The sequence below is a fragment of the Thioclava sediminum genome, from assembly GCF_002020355.1.
Classification (GTDB): domain Bacteria; phylum Pseudomonadota; class Alphaproteobacteria; order Rhodobacterales; family Rhodobacteraceae; genus Thioclava; species Thioclava sediminum.
On the sequence record NZ_MPZV01000001.1, the window covers coordinates 38866 to 58130 of the forward strand.

Genomic DNA, 19265 nt, shown 5'->3' on the forward strand with positions numbered 1-19265 from the left:
GCCTTGTTCGAGCTCCCAGACAAAGCGGGCCTCCTTGTCTCGAACCAGCCCAGACAGTCCACGACAGTGCACTTCCCGAAAGCCGTGTCTAAGCGTGGATGTGCCCAAGATCTTCCAAACGGCAGAGCGCAGGCTGATCACAGAGCCGGGAACAGGATGGGCGGACAAAGATGTAGTTCCTCAAAAAATTTCTGGCGCATGTAAAGCCTTAGCGCTGGTATATCGGTGCGCACCACATTTGTGACGGTTCGTAAGCCTATGGTCAATCGACCGCTTCTCGGTTTTTCTATCTTGGATAAAATCGCATGTCAGAGAGGCATTGCGGGACGCGATAGACATAACCTCTGCCCTCCATTACCTTCAAACCAAGTACTGTAGTAGAACGCAATTTCAGTTCCCTCCATCTCGGTATGTTTTTTTAAATGCACCTCAGTAAGAAAACGGCGTCTGATAATCTCAATTTTTTCGAGCGGATCATTACGACTGTACTCTGCGACGATTCAGAATGACCTCGCACCCCGTTTTTCTGCATGGGCTATCAAGTAAACTCGCGGCCAGGCGAGCCCCGGGCGTATTCCACATCCAGCATCACCATCATAAACCTCCCTGCCCCTCAACGTTTCGTTGTCCGGGACATTGGACCGGAAGAGCATGTCATAAGATGTCACCCATGTCATAGTTCCAAAACGTCCTACAGCAAGGCCGCCGACCCACTTCGCCACGTCGAGTCTCCGCCGGATGGATGCCCAGAAAGAGAGGTAGCCGACATTGGCCCAATGATTACGTCCTCGCTCACGGAGGGCCGGACGTAGTTCGTTCCGCAGCCGAAGCGCCCCGCCTGCCCAGCACTCAGAACCTCCTCGACATCCCGGACATCGCGTTCCACTCCCTCCGTATCACCTGAGGCCAGCCATGACGCACGCCCTGACGAACGCAGGGTGCAATCCGCCGGAGCTGTAGCCTCGGGCCTCAGCGCAGCACCCCTTCGACCAAGACGACATAGCCCCACCCCTGTGCCGCGACCCTCGGGCAAGGCTGCGCACGGTCATCGGGCTTGGACTCGTAGCGGATCACCGCGCTGACCTTCAGATCCGAGACACCGCCACTCTGCCCGACGGCCTTGGACGGCACCCCGATCTGGCGGCTGCCCCCCGTTTCCGACTGGTGCATCAGCGCCTTCCCGGCCCATCGGTCCGGCGCCTCGATCCGGATCGGATCGCCGACCGCCACCGATGTCTCGATATAGGTCTGCGTGCGCCCGGGATCCGCATTGGAGTGTGACTGGTTCATCGACCAACTGATGAAGACCTCCTTCGGTGTTCCAGTCAGGATGCAGCCACCGTCCTGCGTGCCCGCAAACGGCGCGATAGTCTTTCCCGCCCACGCAAGTTCGCGATCTCCCAGATGGAACACCAGCCGGGACTTAGCGCGGGTCAGCGCGACGTAGAGCAGCCGCGCCTCTTCGGCCGCATTCGCCTCGATCTCTGCGCCTCTGCCCCCGAAGGACATGCGGGACGGCAGCACCACGACGTTGTCGTATTCCAGCCCCTTAACCTTGTGGATCGTGGAGACGAGGATCTCGCCTTCGGGTCGCGTGGAACCGAGGAGGCGTTTCAGCTCGTCGCTGCGCAGATCCTTCAGGAATTCGAACAGCGTCGAGAGATAGGGGAACACGGTTTCCTGTGCGCAGAGGTCCCACAGCACGGAGAGATCCGGGTCCATCCGGCCTCCGGCCCGAGTTTCGGGAATGTCCGTCTCTGCGTCGAAGGTCTCCAGCAGGCGTGTCCGCAGCGGATCGGTGAGGGCTTGGTCCTGCTGTGCGATCTCGCGTTCGAGCAGATCCAGCCATAGGGCCACGTGGCGGAGCGAGCGGATTGCGATGTTGTCGCTGCTCTGCACGGTGACGATGGGGAAGACGTCGGAGAGCGCCCGGTGGACACTGGCCACCTCGTCGTTGGAGCGGCACAGGACCGCGAGAGTTCCAGGGTTCTCCGACAAAAGCCGCCGGCTGGTGGCGCGGACGTCCTGCAGTGTTCGTTCCCAGCTCCAGCTCTGCGCATTGATACGCTCCACCGTTCCCGACGGCGCCCCGTCCACGGCAAGCAGCCGGCCGGTCTTGAGCCGTCGCGACAGGGTCCGGCGCCCGAAGAAGCCATTGATCATCTCCTGGCTCTTCTCGACGATCTCCGGGCTGGAACGGAAGTTGACGCCCAGTGTCAGTTCGGACAGGTCCGCGCCGCCGAAATCCGCTTTGAAACGAACGAAGTAATGGTCGGCGAAAATGCCTCCGGCTTCCCCCGCAAGGCGCCCCCAACCCAAACGGACTGGCTTGCGGTTCCAGCGCAGGATGTCCTGATCGTCATCCCCGATCGCCATGACCCCCGCCCGGTCCCCGCTACCTGCATGCAGCGCGTGGATAATCTTGTAGACTTCCTCGTTAACGTCCTGGAACTCGTCGATCAGAAGCGCCCGGCACTCGCCGGCCACACTGGCCCTGAACGCTGCATCCCATGTCATCATGCGAGCGAAGGTCGGTAGGAGCTCTTCGGGCTCGGAAGGGGCCGTATCCCCCAGATGGCGCATCGCGAGACCGTGGAAGGTATGGACCCGGACGCGGGACGCATAGGCCGCGTAGCCGAGTGAACGGAACAGGTCCCGGACCCGCTTGCGGATCTCGAAGACCACGGCGCGGTTAAAGGCCAGCACCATGATTTCGGACGGTTTCACATGCTGCTCGCGGATGAGATGGACGATCCGGCCCACGAGCACGGACGTCTTGCCCGCACCCGGTCCCGCATTCACCAGCAAGTGGCGGTCGTAGGGATGCTGCATCGCCTCCCATTGCGCCGGCTCCGGCGAGGCCCGGTAGAAATCGAAGAACTCCGTCGCGCGGGTCGCCCGGAGCTGGTCGCGCTTCTCGGCGAAGATCCCAGTCTCGTCCTCGATCTCGCCCAGCTGCTCGTCGACGAAGCCCTTGAGCGCATCTACGTCGGGACAAGCGAAGTAGCCCGGCACGAACCGGTCCCGTGCCTCCTCGGGCAGATTAGCATGAACCTCCATGCCGAAAATCCGCGTCTCAGCGAAGCGGTTGACGCTGTCGAGCTCCTCGACCAGTTCGGGGTATTGTCCCAGCCCCGGCGCGCGTCCCTGCGGCTGCAGCACGTAGGACGGCGGCAACAGATCAGGCGAGGTGCTTACGAGCCCCAGCGACGACAACAGGCGGATCAGGCTGGAGAGATCCGAGGCATGGAACGTCCCGACAGGATGCGCCTCCTGCATCCCGTTAATGATATCCGCGACCTCGAGGCTCCCGTCCTTCGTGTTCGGGGGGAACAGGCGCGACAGGGCCGCGGCCTGCGGCAGGAGGTGATCGAGACGCTGCGCCGCGATCCGGCCTTCGGCATCAGCGCAGCGGGCCTGCCAGTAGAGACGATCGCTCTTCGGGTCGAGCCCCTGCTTAAGGCTGATTCCGACCACCCGAGCAAGGGTGCGGAAGCCGTTGATGTAGCTGCGCCGGAATCGGTCTTCCCGCAAGATGAGTTCGACCTGTTCGCGGGACTGCTTCGGAAGTTTCCGAACTTCGGGATCGACCAGCCGGAATGGCGCCGGATCGTACCAGTCGTGCGGATCGAAGCGGAAAGTGCCCGTGCCGCGAAGCTCTCCGAGCAACCGCCGCACTGCCTCCGTCACCCGCTCCATCAGGGTCCGAATATGTGTCTCGCTCTCGGACAACACGGGCCGCGTCGTGTAGTCGATCACCCAGACGGGCGTCAGTGCCTCGCGGCGCGCGAGGTCCGCGATAACGGACATGGTCGCGTCGAGGCTCTCCATCCGGCAGTGGCGCCGGATCCGGGAGAGGTTAATGACGGCCTTGCGTTCCCCGGAGCGCTCGTCGTCACCGGTCCGCAGACCAACGCTGCCCAAGATCCTCTGCATCAGCTCCGGAAGCGCCTGCACCCTCTCGGTCAGCACGCTGGACGTCGCCTCCAAGATGGCCGCCGCGACCTTCCCCGCCAAGCTGTCCTCCTCGGACACTCGTTTCAGCCGAACCGGCGAGAAGCGGATCTCGAGCAGGTCCGGCACCGTGCCCGCCTGCAGGAAATGCCCTGCCTCCTCCAACCAGTGGAGCGCCAGGCGCAGGCGCGTGGCATCGCCCCGACGTTTCGCTGGTGTCCGGTACTTTTCGACGGAGAAGCCGTCCTGGGGGACAAAGGCTATGGGGCTGTCTCCGACCGCCTCGACCGCCTCAAGGATGTGCTTCTCTATCTCATCGATCTGCGGCACTCTTAGTTCGCTCTCGGCCCGCATGCTCCTGATAGCCTCGAAATCCTGCCCCGAGTACAGCATCAGCGCGTTGAGACGGTCGAGCCCCGCCTTCTCGCGCTCCCTGACACCGCGCCCGATCCGGCCCACCTCCTGCAGGTAATCCTCCAGATATCCGGGAGACGCCAGATGCACGACCCAGTGGATATCAGGGATGTCCATCCCCATCCCGAAGGCCTTGGTCGCCACCAGCACATCGAACTCACCGCTCCGGAAGCGATCGTAGATGTCCTCGCGCGTGGCGCCATCGAGACCGGCATGGAAGCTCTCGACTTCCCGCCCGGTCTCGCGCGTCAGCTGCTCCGCCAGCGTGTCGGCGTGAGAGCGGGAGAGAACGAAGACCAGCACCGCACTGCGCTGTCCGGTCTCTTCGACGTTCCTCCGGGCCGTCCGGATGACCTGCACGACCTCCGGGATCCGCTCCTGCAGTGCCCTTCCATCCGGCTCGAAGATGTTGCCCTGCATCTGATGCGTGCGAACACGGATATGCGCGCGCAGCGGGCTGACCTGCGTCGTCGGATCGGGACAGATCGCGAGCGGCAACCGGTCCGGATCCTGTGACAGGCGTTCCAGCAGCCCGCGCATCCGCCGACGGTCCGAGGCCGTAAGCGTCGCCGAGAGCAGCAAAACCGGCGTCGGGTCCGGAAGGCGGCCAGTCCGCAGCCGCGACATCAGGGAACTGAAGGCGAAGAAGTAGTCGGGGCGGAACTCGTAGCCCCACTGATTGATGCAATGTGCCTCGTCGAAGACGATATATTCCAGCCCGCCGTCCGCCTCGATCCGACGCCGCAGTACATCGACGAAACTGTCCACGCGCAGCCGTTCGGGCGCGACGTAGAGCATCACGATTCGTTGGTCGAGAACGCCTTGCAGGACCTCGCGTTGTTCTTCGCGGGACTGGTCTCCGCTGAGGAAGTCGACGGATTCTTCGAACCCCTGTTCATGCAGGCGCAGGACCTGGTCTCGCATCAGCGCCCGTAACGGCGAGATCACGAGGGTGAGCCGACGATTGCGCAGGCCGCGGGCCAGGGCCGGCACCTGGAAGAGCACTGATTTGCCTTCTCCAGTCGGCAGGGTGATCATCACATCGGCCCGGCGGTCACGGATATGCTCCATGGCCTCGAGCTGTGTCGGCTTGAACCCGGTCACGGGGTTGCTGCCCGCCGCGCCGGATGGCTGCCAGTGCGTCACCAGGAAGTGCTCCATCGCGGCCATCCCGGAGGGGGCCTCTTCCCGTTCGATCTGCAACGGAGTGAAGACCGTCTCGATCCGCCGGCTTTCCTCGGAGGTCCAGGGCGCGAGCTCGACCGCAAGCCACTTGAAAGCACCTCCCGTAAAGTGCCGCGTATCCTCAAGCCGGGGATCAAGCAGGATGGGAACCCTGGCGCTCTCCGCCAAACCGGTCTCGCGCAGCCATGGCCGCAGCCACTTTTCCACCCGCTTGTCGATCCCGTCGAGCAGCATGGACGTGGAGATCTCGCGTGGCCCGTCATCCTGGCCTTCCTCCTGCTCGGACGCGGCGGGGGCCTCCAGCGCGTCCAGCGCGTACCATTCCTCCAGCGGGGCCGCGTCCACGACCGGCTGGAGGGTGACCCCGGCATCCTTCGCCAGCGCAGCCCAGTCGCGCCACGCATCGAGACCGGCGACGAGGGAGAGCCTGTTGGCCACTGCCCGTTTCAGCTGGTCGCGCCGGCTGCGATGCTGGGGCTGTTTCTCTCCCAGCCCCAGCTCGGTCAGCGCCGTTTCCAGAAGCCCCAACATCGTCCGGCTGCGAGTGCTGCTCACCAGCAGGATCGGCACCGCATTGCTCTCCGCGGGCAGGCTGCGAAGCGTCGCCAGCTGCTCTGACCAGTATCCGGCCTGCGTCCGGGAACCAGGATCGCGCACCGTGGTCTGGCGAGAGACCAACAGCGGCTTGCTCATCCGCGGGCTGCCCGGTCCCTTTACCGGCACCACCGTCCTTGGCACGGTGATAATGTGGAAGCTCCGCCAGCTCCCGCCGGTCTCCAGCCGGTCCGCTGCCGGATCCCACACAGCCCAGCTCGTCCCGCCAACGAGGTCCAGGAGAATGGTGCCTTCACGGATCGGGGTCGTCGTGAGAGCCCCGGCGGGAGCCTCTGAGCGCGCGACGATCATTCGCGGCCCGTCGGGGAGCATGGCCTGCCCGGACCACGTTTCCGCCTGCGCCCACCACTGCAGCGAAGCGGGAAGCGGGGAAACCCGGCAGCCGGGCTCCGTGTCGGGCAGCCCCGCGGCCCCATTCAGCGCGGCCTCCAGCCAGGGCAGCCGCTCAGTCAACCAGCCCGGCACCATGTTACGACGCACGGAGACCCCTTGTGCCTGTGCCCGTTGCAACACCGCCATCAGCACCTCGACCACAGGCGTCCGCCGTTGCGCCGCCGTCAGCTCTTCGAACAGGCGCATCGGCCGGATCTCGAGCAAGGCTGGATCGAGCGGAGTCTCTGGGTCGGCGGGCGCGATCACGTACCCCGGCACCCAATCCAGCAGTTGCAGGAGCCGATCCGGCAGCAGCAGTGGCTGGTCACGATCGACTGCCTCAAGGACGGCGGGCGTGGCTCGGGCAACGGATAGGTCGTCACGCCCCGCTTCCACGAGCCGCGTGAATAGCTCTTCCGTGGACCTGCAGCATCCGGTCAGAATCGCCTCATGCACGGAGGAATCGAAGCGCTCGGCCTGTCGACGGAAGAGCTCGAAGGCCGCGCGGGCATCGGCATCGGCCGTGTGATCGCCCCCAAGCGCATGAGACAGAGCTTGGGGCTCGAGCAGGAAGGCGACAAGGAGCGTATCCCAGATGGGCGTTCCGGGAAGGGAGGGCACGGCACGCGACAGGATGGGCCAGTCCCAGCCAATCGCGTTGTGCCCAACCGCCAGCCGTGCCTGCGTCAAGGCGTTTATCAAATCGGGCAAACCCTGTTGCAGGCTCCCGGCAAGGCGGCTGCCCTCGAGGCGCGTACTGCCGCGGTGATCGGCTTGTCCGAGCTGACGGATCCGCGCCCCGTCCGCCTCGAGATCGAGCGCAAGCACGGTGGTCTGCAGCAACCGTCCCGCCAGCGCGGGCTCGTCTTCCAGCGCCACCTCGATCGCCGAGGGATCGCGCACCCAGCTCTCTTGAAGGCGTGCCTGTTCCTCGTCGGAAAGCGCGTGATGCAGGACGAGGCCCGCATGCGCATCCCGGAACGCGAGGTTGCGCAGGTCGCCGACCTGTAGCAGATCCTTTTCGAGTAGGCTCATCAGCCAGGACAGCAGTGGCCGGGGCACCGTCTCTCCAGATGTCAGCCATTGCCGCGCGAAAGTCGCTTCATGCGCTCCGTCGCCCTTCAGCCATGTGGCCCGGAAGCTCTCTGGGTCATCGGCGCCGCTCAGCGCGGCCCAACTGAGCAGGGCAACCTTTTGATCCTCGGACAAGCGCCCTGCTTTGCCCCGAGGTCCCGAGGTCTGTACCCACTCCGCCCGGGGCGCGCAAACCGCCGAGAGCTGACCGGGCGCGAAGGTCGTCAGCAGGGCGGAGAGCTCGGTGACATCCGACATCGGATCGAGGGCCGCCACGAAGGCAAAAGGGCTACCTTGCGCAGCATGAAGGCGGCTGGGGAGCTCGCCGGGCCTCAGCGCGGCCAGCGCAGTGGTGTAGACCTGCTGCAGGACCGGATCCTCCAGATCGGTGGGTGCCCCCCCCTTCCATTTGCGGCGATACCAGCCTGCCGCAACGATACGTCCGATCTCCTCCGTGCCGGCTTTCCCGAAGAGATGGCGCCGGATCCGGTCCAGCTCCGTCTGACTGCCCGGTGTACCCGTGCTCGTCCAGTCTCGCCCGGCGACCGGGGTCCAGAGCACGGCAGCGGGCTTGGATGGTTCTCGCAGCGTACTGCCAATCTGGCACAGCAGCCTGTCTCCCTCCTTCAGCGTCAGGAATAGGGCCTGTTCGTTCGACAGGGCGGACGTGGCATGAAAAAATATCTCGTCCTTGCTGCCCTCGATCCTCAAGAACCCAAAGCCCCGTGTCGAGACGACCGTTTCGACCGTGGCGAGGAAGGGCATCTTCAAAAGCGCCTTCGGGGTAATGGCGGGCAGGGTCGGTGGGTCCGTATGAGCGGCAAGTTCGGAGAGTGGCAATGCAGTATGCTTTTTTGGAAAATTCATTGAAATTGCACAGTTGCAGCTGATAAACTGAACGACAATAACAAAACGTATCTTTCAACATTCACGTCCAAATAGAGGGCCAGAACTGGCGCATGGAGCTGTGGAAACCATCGCGCCAGCGTCTATACGCTGCTCAGCTCTCACCAGCTCCCGCAATCGACTGGGATCGCGGCGGGATTGAAGCCAAGATGCGTTTGCTAAGGCGGTGCTGTTCTGCCTCCCCTCTGTCGATCGCAACGGACTGACTGCGTGAACCAGATGGATACTCGCTTGCCAGTTGAAGAAGGGAGGGCTTCGCTCGCGCGTGTGGAGAAAGCCCGGTTTCCGCCCTCCGCGCCGGTGACAGACGTCATGAGGCACTTGGCACGACCGTGAAGCGCTGCACTCAGGGGATCACCTGCTCAGACGGGTCGAAGAAGACATTCACGGACCGAAGCGCCGAGCTACTCTTGCTGCCTCCTCTACCGAAGATTGCGATGCGCAGATACAGACCAACCGAGACAGTACTGCCAACGGTTTCAATTCGGCTCAAGACCAAAAACCTGATGCTGCATTACCGCAAATCGGTTCTGAGTCCGCTGCGGCCCAAATGACGCGCTGTTCGTCCGGACCAAGATGGTGCTGAACTGGACTGGAGGTACACAATATTTCGAGCGAGTATCCCCCCCCTCCCCTTGAAGCCTGCAGTTGAACTACATGCCGCTTGACGCAAAGGCCGGCCGAAAGTGAATGTGCCAGTATATAGAAGACTGATGAGATTCGATTATGCCTAAACGAGTTAATGATACAAATTCGAAAGAGCCGAGTTTTGCGCTGCTTCGACACAAGGATTTCGACTCTTCACTTCATAAATTGTTTAGGCTGGGGGGGCAGAACAGGAAGCGCTTTGAAAAGGCCTCAGGCATTATCGAGGCAATCAGTCATGGTGGATTAGAGGATCTGAAGAGATTTCCGATCACCAATCATGGCGAGAGCAGAATAAGGTCATGTGTGAAGTTTGATCTGGGCGATGGCTTCCGCCTTATAACTCAACAAGCTAACAAATGCATAATTCTCTTGTTCGTCGGCAACCACGACTCCTGTGAGAAGTGGTTGGACAGAAACAAGGGTCTTGAGGTGGCCTTCGATAAGGAAGCCGGTACCCTGATGCCTATCTACAAGTCCGCTCCCGACGAAGGCGTCATATTGTCTCCTTCGCCGAGGCCGTCTGAAGGACCCATTCTGGGAAAACTCTCTGCACTCCGGGTTGATGAACTCCTGGAAGGCGTGCCGGCGCGGGCAGTTTTGAAGTTGAGCCAGCTGAGAGGAACCGTGACAGCAAACGAGATCCAAGGGATCTGCGCGGACATCCTGGCGCCGGACAGGAGGAACCTTGTTCAGGACGTTCTTTGCCATTTGGCAGCGGACGGTGTCGAGAATGCCGAGCTGCGCATTGATGAATTCCTCGGCCGTACGAAGACGATTGAATGCAGTGACTTGTCTGAAGTGCTCGCGGTCAAGGACGGCGACACAATCAGGCGCCTTGTCGTCGGATCGAGAGAATATCTCGAATGGCTGGACCGCTTCTCCCTCGAAGGCGATCACCTTGAGTGGATGCTTTTCATGCATCCTGAACAGGAAATGATCGTGAAAGAGGAATTCGAAGGCCCTTCGCAACTCTCAGGTGTTTCCGGGTCCGGCAAAACCTGCATAGCAGTGCGTCGTGCGCTCCGGCTCGCTGGTTCCAGCGAAGGTGAGAAAATTCTCTTGGTTACCTTGAACCGAAGCCTCGCGGGGCTGATCTCAAATCTGGTAGACGCTGCAGCGGACAGCGCGGAACTCCGGTCGCGGGTAAAGGTGACCTCTTTCTTTGAGTTGTGCCAAGAACTTCTGGGCGAGTTCGAACCCGAAAGAGCGCACTATTACGACGCTGTTTCATGGAAGCTCAATGAACACATTGATGAGGTGTTCAGAGAGTATTACCGCTGCTGGACGAACTCCCGAACTGCCGAGGTGCTGGTCCCGATACACCAAAGCCTTTACGTGCAAAGTATCAACTCAGAAGCGTATCTTCGCGAGGAGTTTGACTGGATCCGCACGGCACTGCCGCCGGATAAGCGACCCGACTATGCTGACACTACCAAGACCGAGCGTTTGGGTCGCACACATCCTATCCAAAAAGAGTGGCGGCGAGCCATTCTGAAGGGGCTCTACGGGTGGGAGCAGAAGATGGAGGCCGTCGGCGTCATCGATTATCTGGGTCTGACCACAGCGCTCCTACGCTACAAGGACAAGCTCTCAAATCGCTTCACGAGGGTGGTGATCGACGAGGCGCAAGACTTTGGGACAATGGAACTCTCGATCCTGCGGAAATTGGTGCCTCCGGCCCCCAATGATATCTTCCTGTGCGGGGACATAGCGCAACACATCCTACCCAAGCATCGTGTACTTCCGGAAGCCGGTATCGACATCAGCGGTCGGAGACGCAGGATTCAGCGCAATTACCGTAACACAAGGCAGATTCTGGAGGCGGCGTATCATGTGCTCTACCAAAACCTGCATGATGAAATGCTGGATCGTCCCGAAAAGGATCTTGAGATCCTCGATCCAAAATACGCAAATCGTTCCTCGAATGAGCCCCTCGTGCTGAAGGCAGGTTCTTTGGAGGAAGAAATTGGATATGCAAGGACCATTGTTCGTTCGCACCTGCATCAGCATCCAAATTCCAATTGCTGTATTGCTCTTGCAGGGTACTCAACATGTGAAGTGGGGAGATTTGCCAATAAACTGGGCTTGCGGGCCCTCGATGGCAGCGGAGGCTTCCTACGCGAAGATCTCGTTCTCTCCGATCTCGAGCAAACCAAGGGGTATGAATTCGACCTGGTTGTGATCGTCAATTGCTGCGAAGGGGTGCTACCGCCTCATGATGCACCAATCGATGAGATGTATCGCGATGGATGCCGGCTTTATGTTGCGATGACCCGCGCAAAGAATGACCTGTATCTATCGTATCATGGAGAGCCGAGCCCGTGGCTGCAGTCTGCGAGGAAAAAGCTTTCCTTCTTTGACTGGAACGAGGTTGAAGAGTTGAACACTGAATTCATGACGCTGGCGCCAGAAAAGCTCCCCGAGATAGAGGAGAGCGACGACAGCGATATCGGCGCGCTGAATGGTGAGCAGTATTGTTACACTGGATATGCTCTGGGTCTATCGCATGAAGCCCAAGAGAAGCTTCGCGAGCTGGTTGATGGTCGCGGTCTGACAAGAAATCGGGAAAGAGTGAAATGGAGATCGGTCGGGGACCTGAAGAAGGATCTCGAGTCCTCGCCGCGTGCTCGCGGCATCTTCGGCCCCAAGACATCTGTTGAAATAAGAGATAATCTCAAAGCATTTTGAAACTAAAGTGATCTACGGACCGATGAGAAAAGGTGCGGTGTCCGCTCTGAAATGCCATTGGCAACGCCTGCCTGAGACTTGAGCGGGGATATAAGACACGTCGCTAATTACGCCGTTAACGATATGGTGTGATTGCGGCGGCCGCTCTCCGGTGGCAAACGAGGTTCGGTATGGTGGCCTCATGGATAGTAACCGTGAGGAGAACGACCTTGGAAAATTATGCTGGTTTGGACGTGTCGCTGAAAGAGATTTCAATCTGTGTCGTGGACAGGGACGGCAAGACCGTGGCGCGTGGCACGCCGATCCCGAGGGCATCGCTGGCTGGTTTCGCAACCGGTCGCTCGAGCCGAACCGCATCGTGCATGAGAGCGGGATGTTGTCGATCTGGTTGCAGCACGGTCTCGAGCGCATTGGCTTGGCAGCCACCTGCATCGATGCCCGGAAGGCGCACAAGAGCTTGTCAGCGCGTCTCAACAAAGTCCGATGCAGGCGACGCCGAAGGTCTGGCTCAGCTGGCGCGCACCGGTTGGTTCACGCCCGTCCATATCCGCACTGAAGCGTCCGACCGGTTGCGCGCCGGCTGATGACCATTCCGGGCGTTCGCCCAGTGAATGCGCTCAGCTTCATCGCCCTGATCGATGATCCGAGCCGTTTCGGTCGGACGTCGGATGTCGGCGCCTTCCTCGGTCTCACGCCGAAGCGGCACCAGTCCGGCGAGATCGACTGGTCCGGACGGGTCTCGAAATGCGGCGATAGCGCCATGCGCGGCTTGCTGTTCGAAGCGGCTGCGTCCGTGATCCGACAGGTCAAACGGTTCTCGGCTCTGAAGAGTTGGGCCGTGCGCCTGGCTGGCCGTCGCGGCTTCCGAAAAGCCGCCGTTGCGACGGCGCGCAAAATCGCCGTCCTTATGCTGACGCTCTGGAAGAACGAAACCGAGTATCACTGGACGAAGGAGGCCACTGCTTGATCTGAATTCTCGCCGGAAAGGCGGGAAGCGAAGTCCTGATGGGACGGAGGCAGATTAATCTCGCAAGACACGTTGGGGCGAACGATCATCCTAACCCCGCTAACGACATTGGAGACAATCCGCCCTCGAACGCCATTGTGAGGCGCAAAGGCTGCGACCTCGGAGAGAACCATGACCCGGGCGGACGTCGCGATCCGCACTTGACGAAGCCGCAATCAGAGAACGTGTCTTATGCGAAGGGTGCGATGCGTAGAGTTATTCAAGCCTTCCTTATTTAACTCCCATTTTCTTACCGGAATACGGTGGAGCGAATTCAAATTTGGCGCGGCAAAAATTCTACGACATCAATAGACGCCTATTACGAAAGTACACTACCAGCTTAGCCAGACAGGGGAAGGGAAACGTCCATCGTCCTGCAAAGCCACGTCGAACCTCAGTTCTCGAAGTGAGCGGGCCTGATATTTCGGGTGTACATCATGATCGAAGCGTGCGGTCCTTTGCGCCGCTTCGCGCCAAGCACCGAACCCCTGATCGAGAAAAAGTGAAGCCTCTGATCCATCTTCGAAATGAAAACGGAAGAACCGCGCATGGGCACACTCGGATTTCGTACCGATGATTACCGAAGCGCTTGGGAAGAGAGCTGAGAGGACATCGCGGCGGAGTGCATCCGTCTCCCAATTGTGCCAGAGTAGAAAGCCAGGTCGTTCGGTTTTGCCAAGCGTCTCAGTCACGATCTCAAGGTGCGTATCAGCGTCACCAATTGGTAGTGTGCGCCATACCTCGTAGAGGAGGCGCCCCGTTAGTGGACTGCGAAGGTATCGGTCATTGTAAGTAACCCGCACCAGACGCGTCGAGTTGGCAAATATCTGCGGGCGCAGGCCTTTCGCGATACCCCAGAACCGTCGACCAAACTGGCCGATCGCGCCATCCAATTCTGTGCTGACGTCCTTTTGAGCAGAGTTACCCTCGCCGTAGGCGGCGAGCTTGTCCAACGAGAGCGGCGCGCTTACCGCCAGCGGCGCGCGAGGGCCACGGACGACCAGCGCGCGGGTCACGTCACCCCAATGACAGTTTACATGGCTGGCATATTCGTCGGGCGCAGCTATGGCCACCTCCCGCCCATTGAGGCAGAGTTCAGCGAGGATAGTCTTGTCGCCTACTGCGGGTAGATCTTCTGCCAAATTCAAGTTTGCGCGTGCGCGGGTGACAAGACGGACAAGATCCAATTTCTGCGACATCTCCAGGCGGTGGACGTCCGAAGTTCGCATAACGATTGCGACTTGCACTCCAGAACGACCTGCATTTTCGGCAATGCGCGTACCGGGCCAATCGGCGATGTCCCAACCGGAAGGTGGGTCGGTCAGAAACAGAGTCATCCGCTCGATTGTACGATGTGCCAGTTGTCGATCGATCCATTCATCGAGCGGGCGCGTTACCGCTTGTGTCGAGGGCCCGAACAGCTGCAACGACTCCGGAAGATCGAGCCGCGGCAAAATCTCCGTCTCCAATACTTTCAGCGCGCCGGGGCGATCCATCAGCGTCCCAAACTGGAGATCGCGCCGTAATACGCATTCAGGGCATCCGGTTGCGCAACCGGCAGGGCAGTCAAGCCGCGCTGCAGCATCTCGCAGAAGCCCAGGCAGGTCACGATCCGCAGCCGAGGCAAAACCGGATCCGCCCGAAGCCTTGTCATAAAGGAATATCGCGCTCCGCCGGGCTTTGTCGGGCCGCAGGCTGGGCGCGACAGCGAGGCCCATGGTCTCGGCATCCACGCCCAATCGTGAACCAAGCACCTCCCGCAGCGCGGCGCCGATGGCTGCTGCCAGGGCCTTTCCTGCTTCGTTGATTGGCAGCGAATCCAGTTGAAGCTCGAACACGTCGGTCACCATTTCGGTGCCAAGCTTTACATTTCGTCGGATCTTTCTGGACGCGTCATCGTTCGCTGGGCAAAGCCCGTCGTGGCGCGGATTGTCGCGCAGTTTCTGAAGCGGCCGGTGCCGGACCAACCCGGCGGGCAGCGGCGAGCCACGCTCTCCCATCTCCGCCTCGGCGCGACCGCAAGCGATGCAAACCGCATAGCCGTCACCGTGCTCGCCCGATGCGGTGACCAAAACCCGCCCTTCGCGCGCAGTGCGGTGGCGGCCTACCTCCGGATCGGGGAGCGATACCCAGGTCTCCGGCTCAGCCGAGACACGGGGTGGATCGGGCGGCACATACGCCAGTTGTTCATAAGCACTATGCGGACGGCGTGCTCCGAGAAAGCCCGCCGGACGCAAGAGCTCTGTTCGGTCGAGCGGTTTGCCGCAGCGCGGGCAGTCGGCAGCCTCGTGTCGCGTTGTGCCGAATAGATTGCAGGATCGGCAGGTGAACAATGTGCGGAGGTCTTCGACCGAGCCGGGATCGTTACGGTTGCCCCATGTCGGCAGAACACCATCGGAACGATGTACCAGCCCGTCGATCACCACTTCACATCCCGGCGAATATTCCCGGATCGCCATATCCAGCGGACGCGATGGCCCGGGCTCGCCCCCCCCTTTCCCAGTATGATCGAAGGACACAACATCCACCGGGAAGCCATAGGATGGTGTGAAGCCGCGCCGGGCGAGTTCGGTCATCATGAACTCTTCCCGCATGCGTTTCGCACGTTTGCGGTAGAGCCAATGTGCGGGGTCATTGTCTGCATAAGCCGCTTGCGCTTCGACGAGTTGCTCGTATTCATCGCGCCACCGGTTGCGCATTGCGGCGAAGTCGGCTTGGGCGCGCGATGTCAGCTCTTTGTGACCCGCGAGGCAGGTCCCCCTGACAAGCCGGTCCAGCGCTTGCGCCACATTCTTCTGTGCACCCCAATCGCCCTTGAGCGCGGCGAGGAAATCGTCAGACACACTGTCAGGCAAAAACGGCGTATCTGTCGCTTCTGTCGCTCCCATGAACGAGGCCATGTTGGTGCGAACGCTCATCCCACCACTCTCGCGTAGAAAGAGCCCCAAGAGAGCCGCATTGACATGGCGCTGCACCAGGATCGTGGAGTCGAGCCTAACCTGTGGCGCAGCAACCTGAGCGCCGAGCAGCCTACCAGGATCGCGGAAGATCATATTGTCGAGCGGCAGATCCTTACAGAAAGTGAATGCCATGGCCCAAGGTTCGCCCCGCCGGCCTGCTCGACCGATGCGCTGCCGATAGTTGGCCGGCGATGGCGGGACATTTGTGTTTACCACGATCCCCACGTCAGGGATGTCCACGCCCATTTCCATCGTCGTCGAGCAGTTCAGTACGTTTATCCTGCCCTCTCTGAATGCCTTCTCGTAGGTCTGCAAGCTGGGCCGATCGATCTGCGCGGAATGCTCTTGAGCGCGAAGGAAAGGGGTGAACTCGACGGTCCGGTCATGCAAATCCGTCCAGTGACCACCGAGGCGTAGGTCGGCGATCTCCGGGTCGCTTTCGAGCCAGCCACGTAGCTCGGATCGTTGAACAACCGATGTGCCCATCGGGGCGGCCTTAGGCAACGTCGGCATCGTAATGGCGCGGGTAATCCCGTCCGCGTTCACAGCGTTCAGCGATACCCTCCCCGGCGCAAAAGGCAGGAGACGACCGGTGACCGGGCACTCAAATGCCGTCTCGACCGGCGCGATAGATGCATTCGTGAGGTCAAGGCGCCAGGCACTGGGCGCGACCTGGACGATTGCTCCCGACTTGCGTAGCCGCTCCCAGATCGCCGTGAGTGTCGTTGTGGCCCTTTCCACATCGGTTGCGCTATCGATGCTCCCGCCGATCAGGCGGTAGACAAGCCGGACGAGGTTGGAGCGATCGGAATGCGCACTGGGAAAGAAACGAGGGTTATCAACACCGGACACCTCTTCCTTGTTGAGACCAGGCTCGACGACCGCAGCCAGGGCGCTTCTCGGTGAAATCCAGTGTCGCACGTCTGCGGGCTCTTCGGGCAAGCGGATGGCCAGATTGGTTCTGAAAACAAGGTCAACGGCCGCATGCAACAGATCGGCCCAGACAGAATCATCGTGCGACGCTTCGCGCAAAGGGGCGGGAGTGGACAAGCGTGCCTGTGCGACGAGCTCCGGGAAGACAAGTCGGGCGAGGCCCATCGTCTCTGCGTTGTTTTGCAGTCGTGGACGTCGGAACATTTCCCTGTAGAGGAAGAGTTCTGCCAGAGCCGTGGAGTGCGTGGCCAACGCCTCGTCACCCTTCGAAGGACGGTCTCGCCAGACTGGGCGAGCGAAGTTGCGGAACTCCTCATTCTGCGCGATCCGCTGGACCATCTCCGACCACAGCAGCGGCTTCGGCGATCCTTCTGCCTCGTGCAATGCCGCCTCCTGTTCTGCCAAGCTTGCTGCGAGCAAAGGATTGGCTGCGGCCGCCGGGCGGAGAGCTTCGATAGTGGCCCTGATCTGGGAGGCTTTTTCCGGATTGCACTCTCGGTTCTGAACCGAGTGGTACATGATGGCGCGTGTGAGAGTGCGTTCCGCATCCTGCTGGAGCTTCGCGGAGAAACGAGCGGTGCCCTGGCGCGAGTCGGTAAAGGACAGGAGGCGCCGCCCTCCGAACGGCACCGGATGATCATGGCTACTTGACTTAGCGGCCTCGACGAGCAGCGGCATCGCGTTGCCCATGAGGAAAGGCGCACCGAAACGCTGTGGGCGTACGGTAACGCCTTTGTGCCCAGCCCGCTCGCAACAACCACGTTCCTGTTCCGCGAGGACGGTGAGCGGCAAAACCCGATCTCCTTCCATTGGATGCTCGAACAAGTGCGCGTCGGAAACCCGAAGGAATTCTCCGCCCGTGTCGTCTCCGGGTCCGACGATCACACTTTCGGACAGGAGCGGTGCGACGAGTTCACCGCCATCCTCCTCGGGTTCGACATCCAGGATGTAATCGTCATCAACCCCGACCTCACGAGCCGGGCGAAGTATTCTATGCGGGCCGTCATTGGCAATCTCCGCGCGCAGCCATGGCGTGCCGCATTCGTCGCAAGCTGCAATCTCCAGCACCGGTGCTCCGCAGTCGCACCTGTCCCTTTCGGCGAAGTGGATCCGACCAAAGGGCCAGTCTCCACCTTCCTGCAGAAGGGCCTCGTCGCGCTTGGGACACTCGGGATCAACACAGGTCCAGAGCCCGCCTTGCGCCCGATGAAATACATGCAGCCGCCAAGGGGCAAGCGCGACGCCTGTGTCCGGGTCAATCGCCTGCGCCCCCGCCTCAAGAAGGCGCAGCGTGCCTTCCGTATCGCCCTCACGCCCCATCAACGCTGCCGCCGCTCGAAGGCCGATACCGCGATCGCGCATCGCGGTGCGCACCTTTCGCAATCGAGGATTCGGAGCCAACTTGCGCCACAGCGCATCGGGCGCAGACGGCATTGCATCTGGCTCCAGCGTTTCGTCCGGGCCTTCTGGCGGCAGATTAGGCGCTCGTTCCTGCCCTTCGATCACCTCGACCTGTGCGGGACTCAGGCCTGCCAAATCGGCGAGGAACTGGCGCAAGGTCTCCCTGTTCTCTTCACCCTCGCCGATGGTCGCCGACGTCGCGGCAAGGCGGACATCTTCGGGAGCCACCCCGAATGCATCGCGCACGCGGCGCAGCAGAAGAGCCATCTCCGCCGCCTGTGCGCCGACGTAGCTATGCGCCTCGTCCAGCACGATCCACCGCAGCGTGCCCTGCGACTTCTCAAGGATCGGCCGGTCCTGCGCACGCATCAGCATGTATTCCAGCATGGTGACATTGGTCACCATGAGCGAGGGGGGCGCTTGGCGCATCGCCCGGCGCTCCATCACCTGAGCGCCGCGTCTCTTGGGCCCCGGCACAGTATCGGGCATGTGGCGGTTGTAGAGCGCGTAAGATAGCTGGTTCGCCAGCGGGTCCATCCATGCACCGAGGCGCTCTTTCTGGCTATCGATCAGAGCGTTCAGTGGGTAAAGCACGATGCCCCGGACGCCCGTGTCCCCAGGTTTGTAGCTGCGAAGGAGATCATTCAGCATCGGAATCATGAAACACTCAGTCTTGCCCGAACCGGTGCCACTGGTGACCATAAAACTGCGGCCTGCCTCCGCAGCCTCCCAAGCTCGAAGCTGGTGCAGATACGGCGCTACATCGTCGCCGAGCCGCGGCCAGCGTCGGTCGTTCGGGGTGCCGTCCAACAAGGTTTTGCGGTCCAGTGCTGCGACAAGATCTTCCAGCAACATACTACCGGCTAAGTCGTCGAGACACTTGTTTGCCCGTTCCCAAACACGCGAAGCTTCGAAGACCGGGTCGGCCACAAAAGCATCAGCTCCCCCCGGCTGACCGCGCAGTCGTTCTGATAGATCCTCGCGCAGGCTCCGCGACCGCACGCGTCCTTTACCCAAGACGGCGTCAGCCGCGCGGCCATTCACGCGCGCGAGAATCGCGTCATATCCAGAACTTGGCAATGTGCTGTTATTGGTCATTGTCGGTCCTC

At 61.2% G+C, this 19265-nt stretch carries 5 protein-coding genes; 3 read left to right on the forward strand and 2 right to left on the reverse strand.

Annotated features, from left to right (window positions below; translation table 11 throughout):
- Positions 1-969 precede the first annotated feature (969 nt).
- Complete coding sequence (locus BMI91_RS00125; RefSeq protein ID WP_093476815.1) at positions 970-8481, reverse strand: UvrD-helicase domain-containing protein; 7512 nt, start codon at positions 8479-8481, stop codon at positions 970-972.
- Between the two features lie 765 nt (positions 8482-9246).
- Between BMI91_RS00125 and BMI91_RS00130 the strand changes: the two genes are divergently transcribed.
- The 3 genes from BMI91_RS00130 to BMI91_RS20190 all read left to right on the forward strand — a co-directional run bounded on the left by BMI91_RS00130 (position 9247) and on the right by BMI91_RS20190 (position 12823).
- Positions 9247-11856, forward strand: coding sequence for a 3'-5' exonuclease (locus BMI91_RS00130; RefSeq protein ID WP_078603561.1), 2610 nt, complete (start codon positions 9247-9249; stop codon positions 11854-11856).
- A 170-nt stretch (positions 11857-12026) separates the two neighbouring features.
- The gene (locus BMI91_RS20325) at positions 12027-12440 is read left to right on the forward strand and encodes an IS110 family transposase (protein ID WP_425274910.1); all 414 of its coding nucleotides are present in this window, start codon (positions 12027-12029) and stop codon (positions 12438-12440) included.
- The gene (locus tag BMI91_RS20190) at positions 12440-12823 is read left to right on the forward strand and encodes a transposase (RefSeq protein ID WP_244176517.1); all 384 of its coding nucleotides are present in this window, start codon (positions 12440-12442) and stop codon (positions 12821-12823) included. The genes BMI91_RS20325 and BMI91_RS20190 overlap by 1 nt, the downstream gene beginning before the upstream one ends.
- Positions 12824-13194: 371 nt before the next feature.
- Here BMI91_RS20190 and BMI91_RS00140 read toward each other — a convergent pair whose 3' ends face one another.
- The gene (locus BMI91_RS00140) at positions 13195-19254 is read right to left on the reverse strand and encodes a DEAD/DEAH box helicase (RefSeq protein WP_078603562.1); all 6060 of its coding nucleotides are present in this window, start codon (positions 19252-19254) and stop codon (positions 13195-13197) included.
- Positions 19255-19265: the final 11 nt, after the last annotated feature.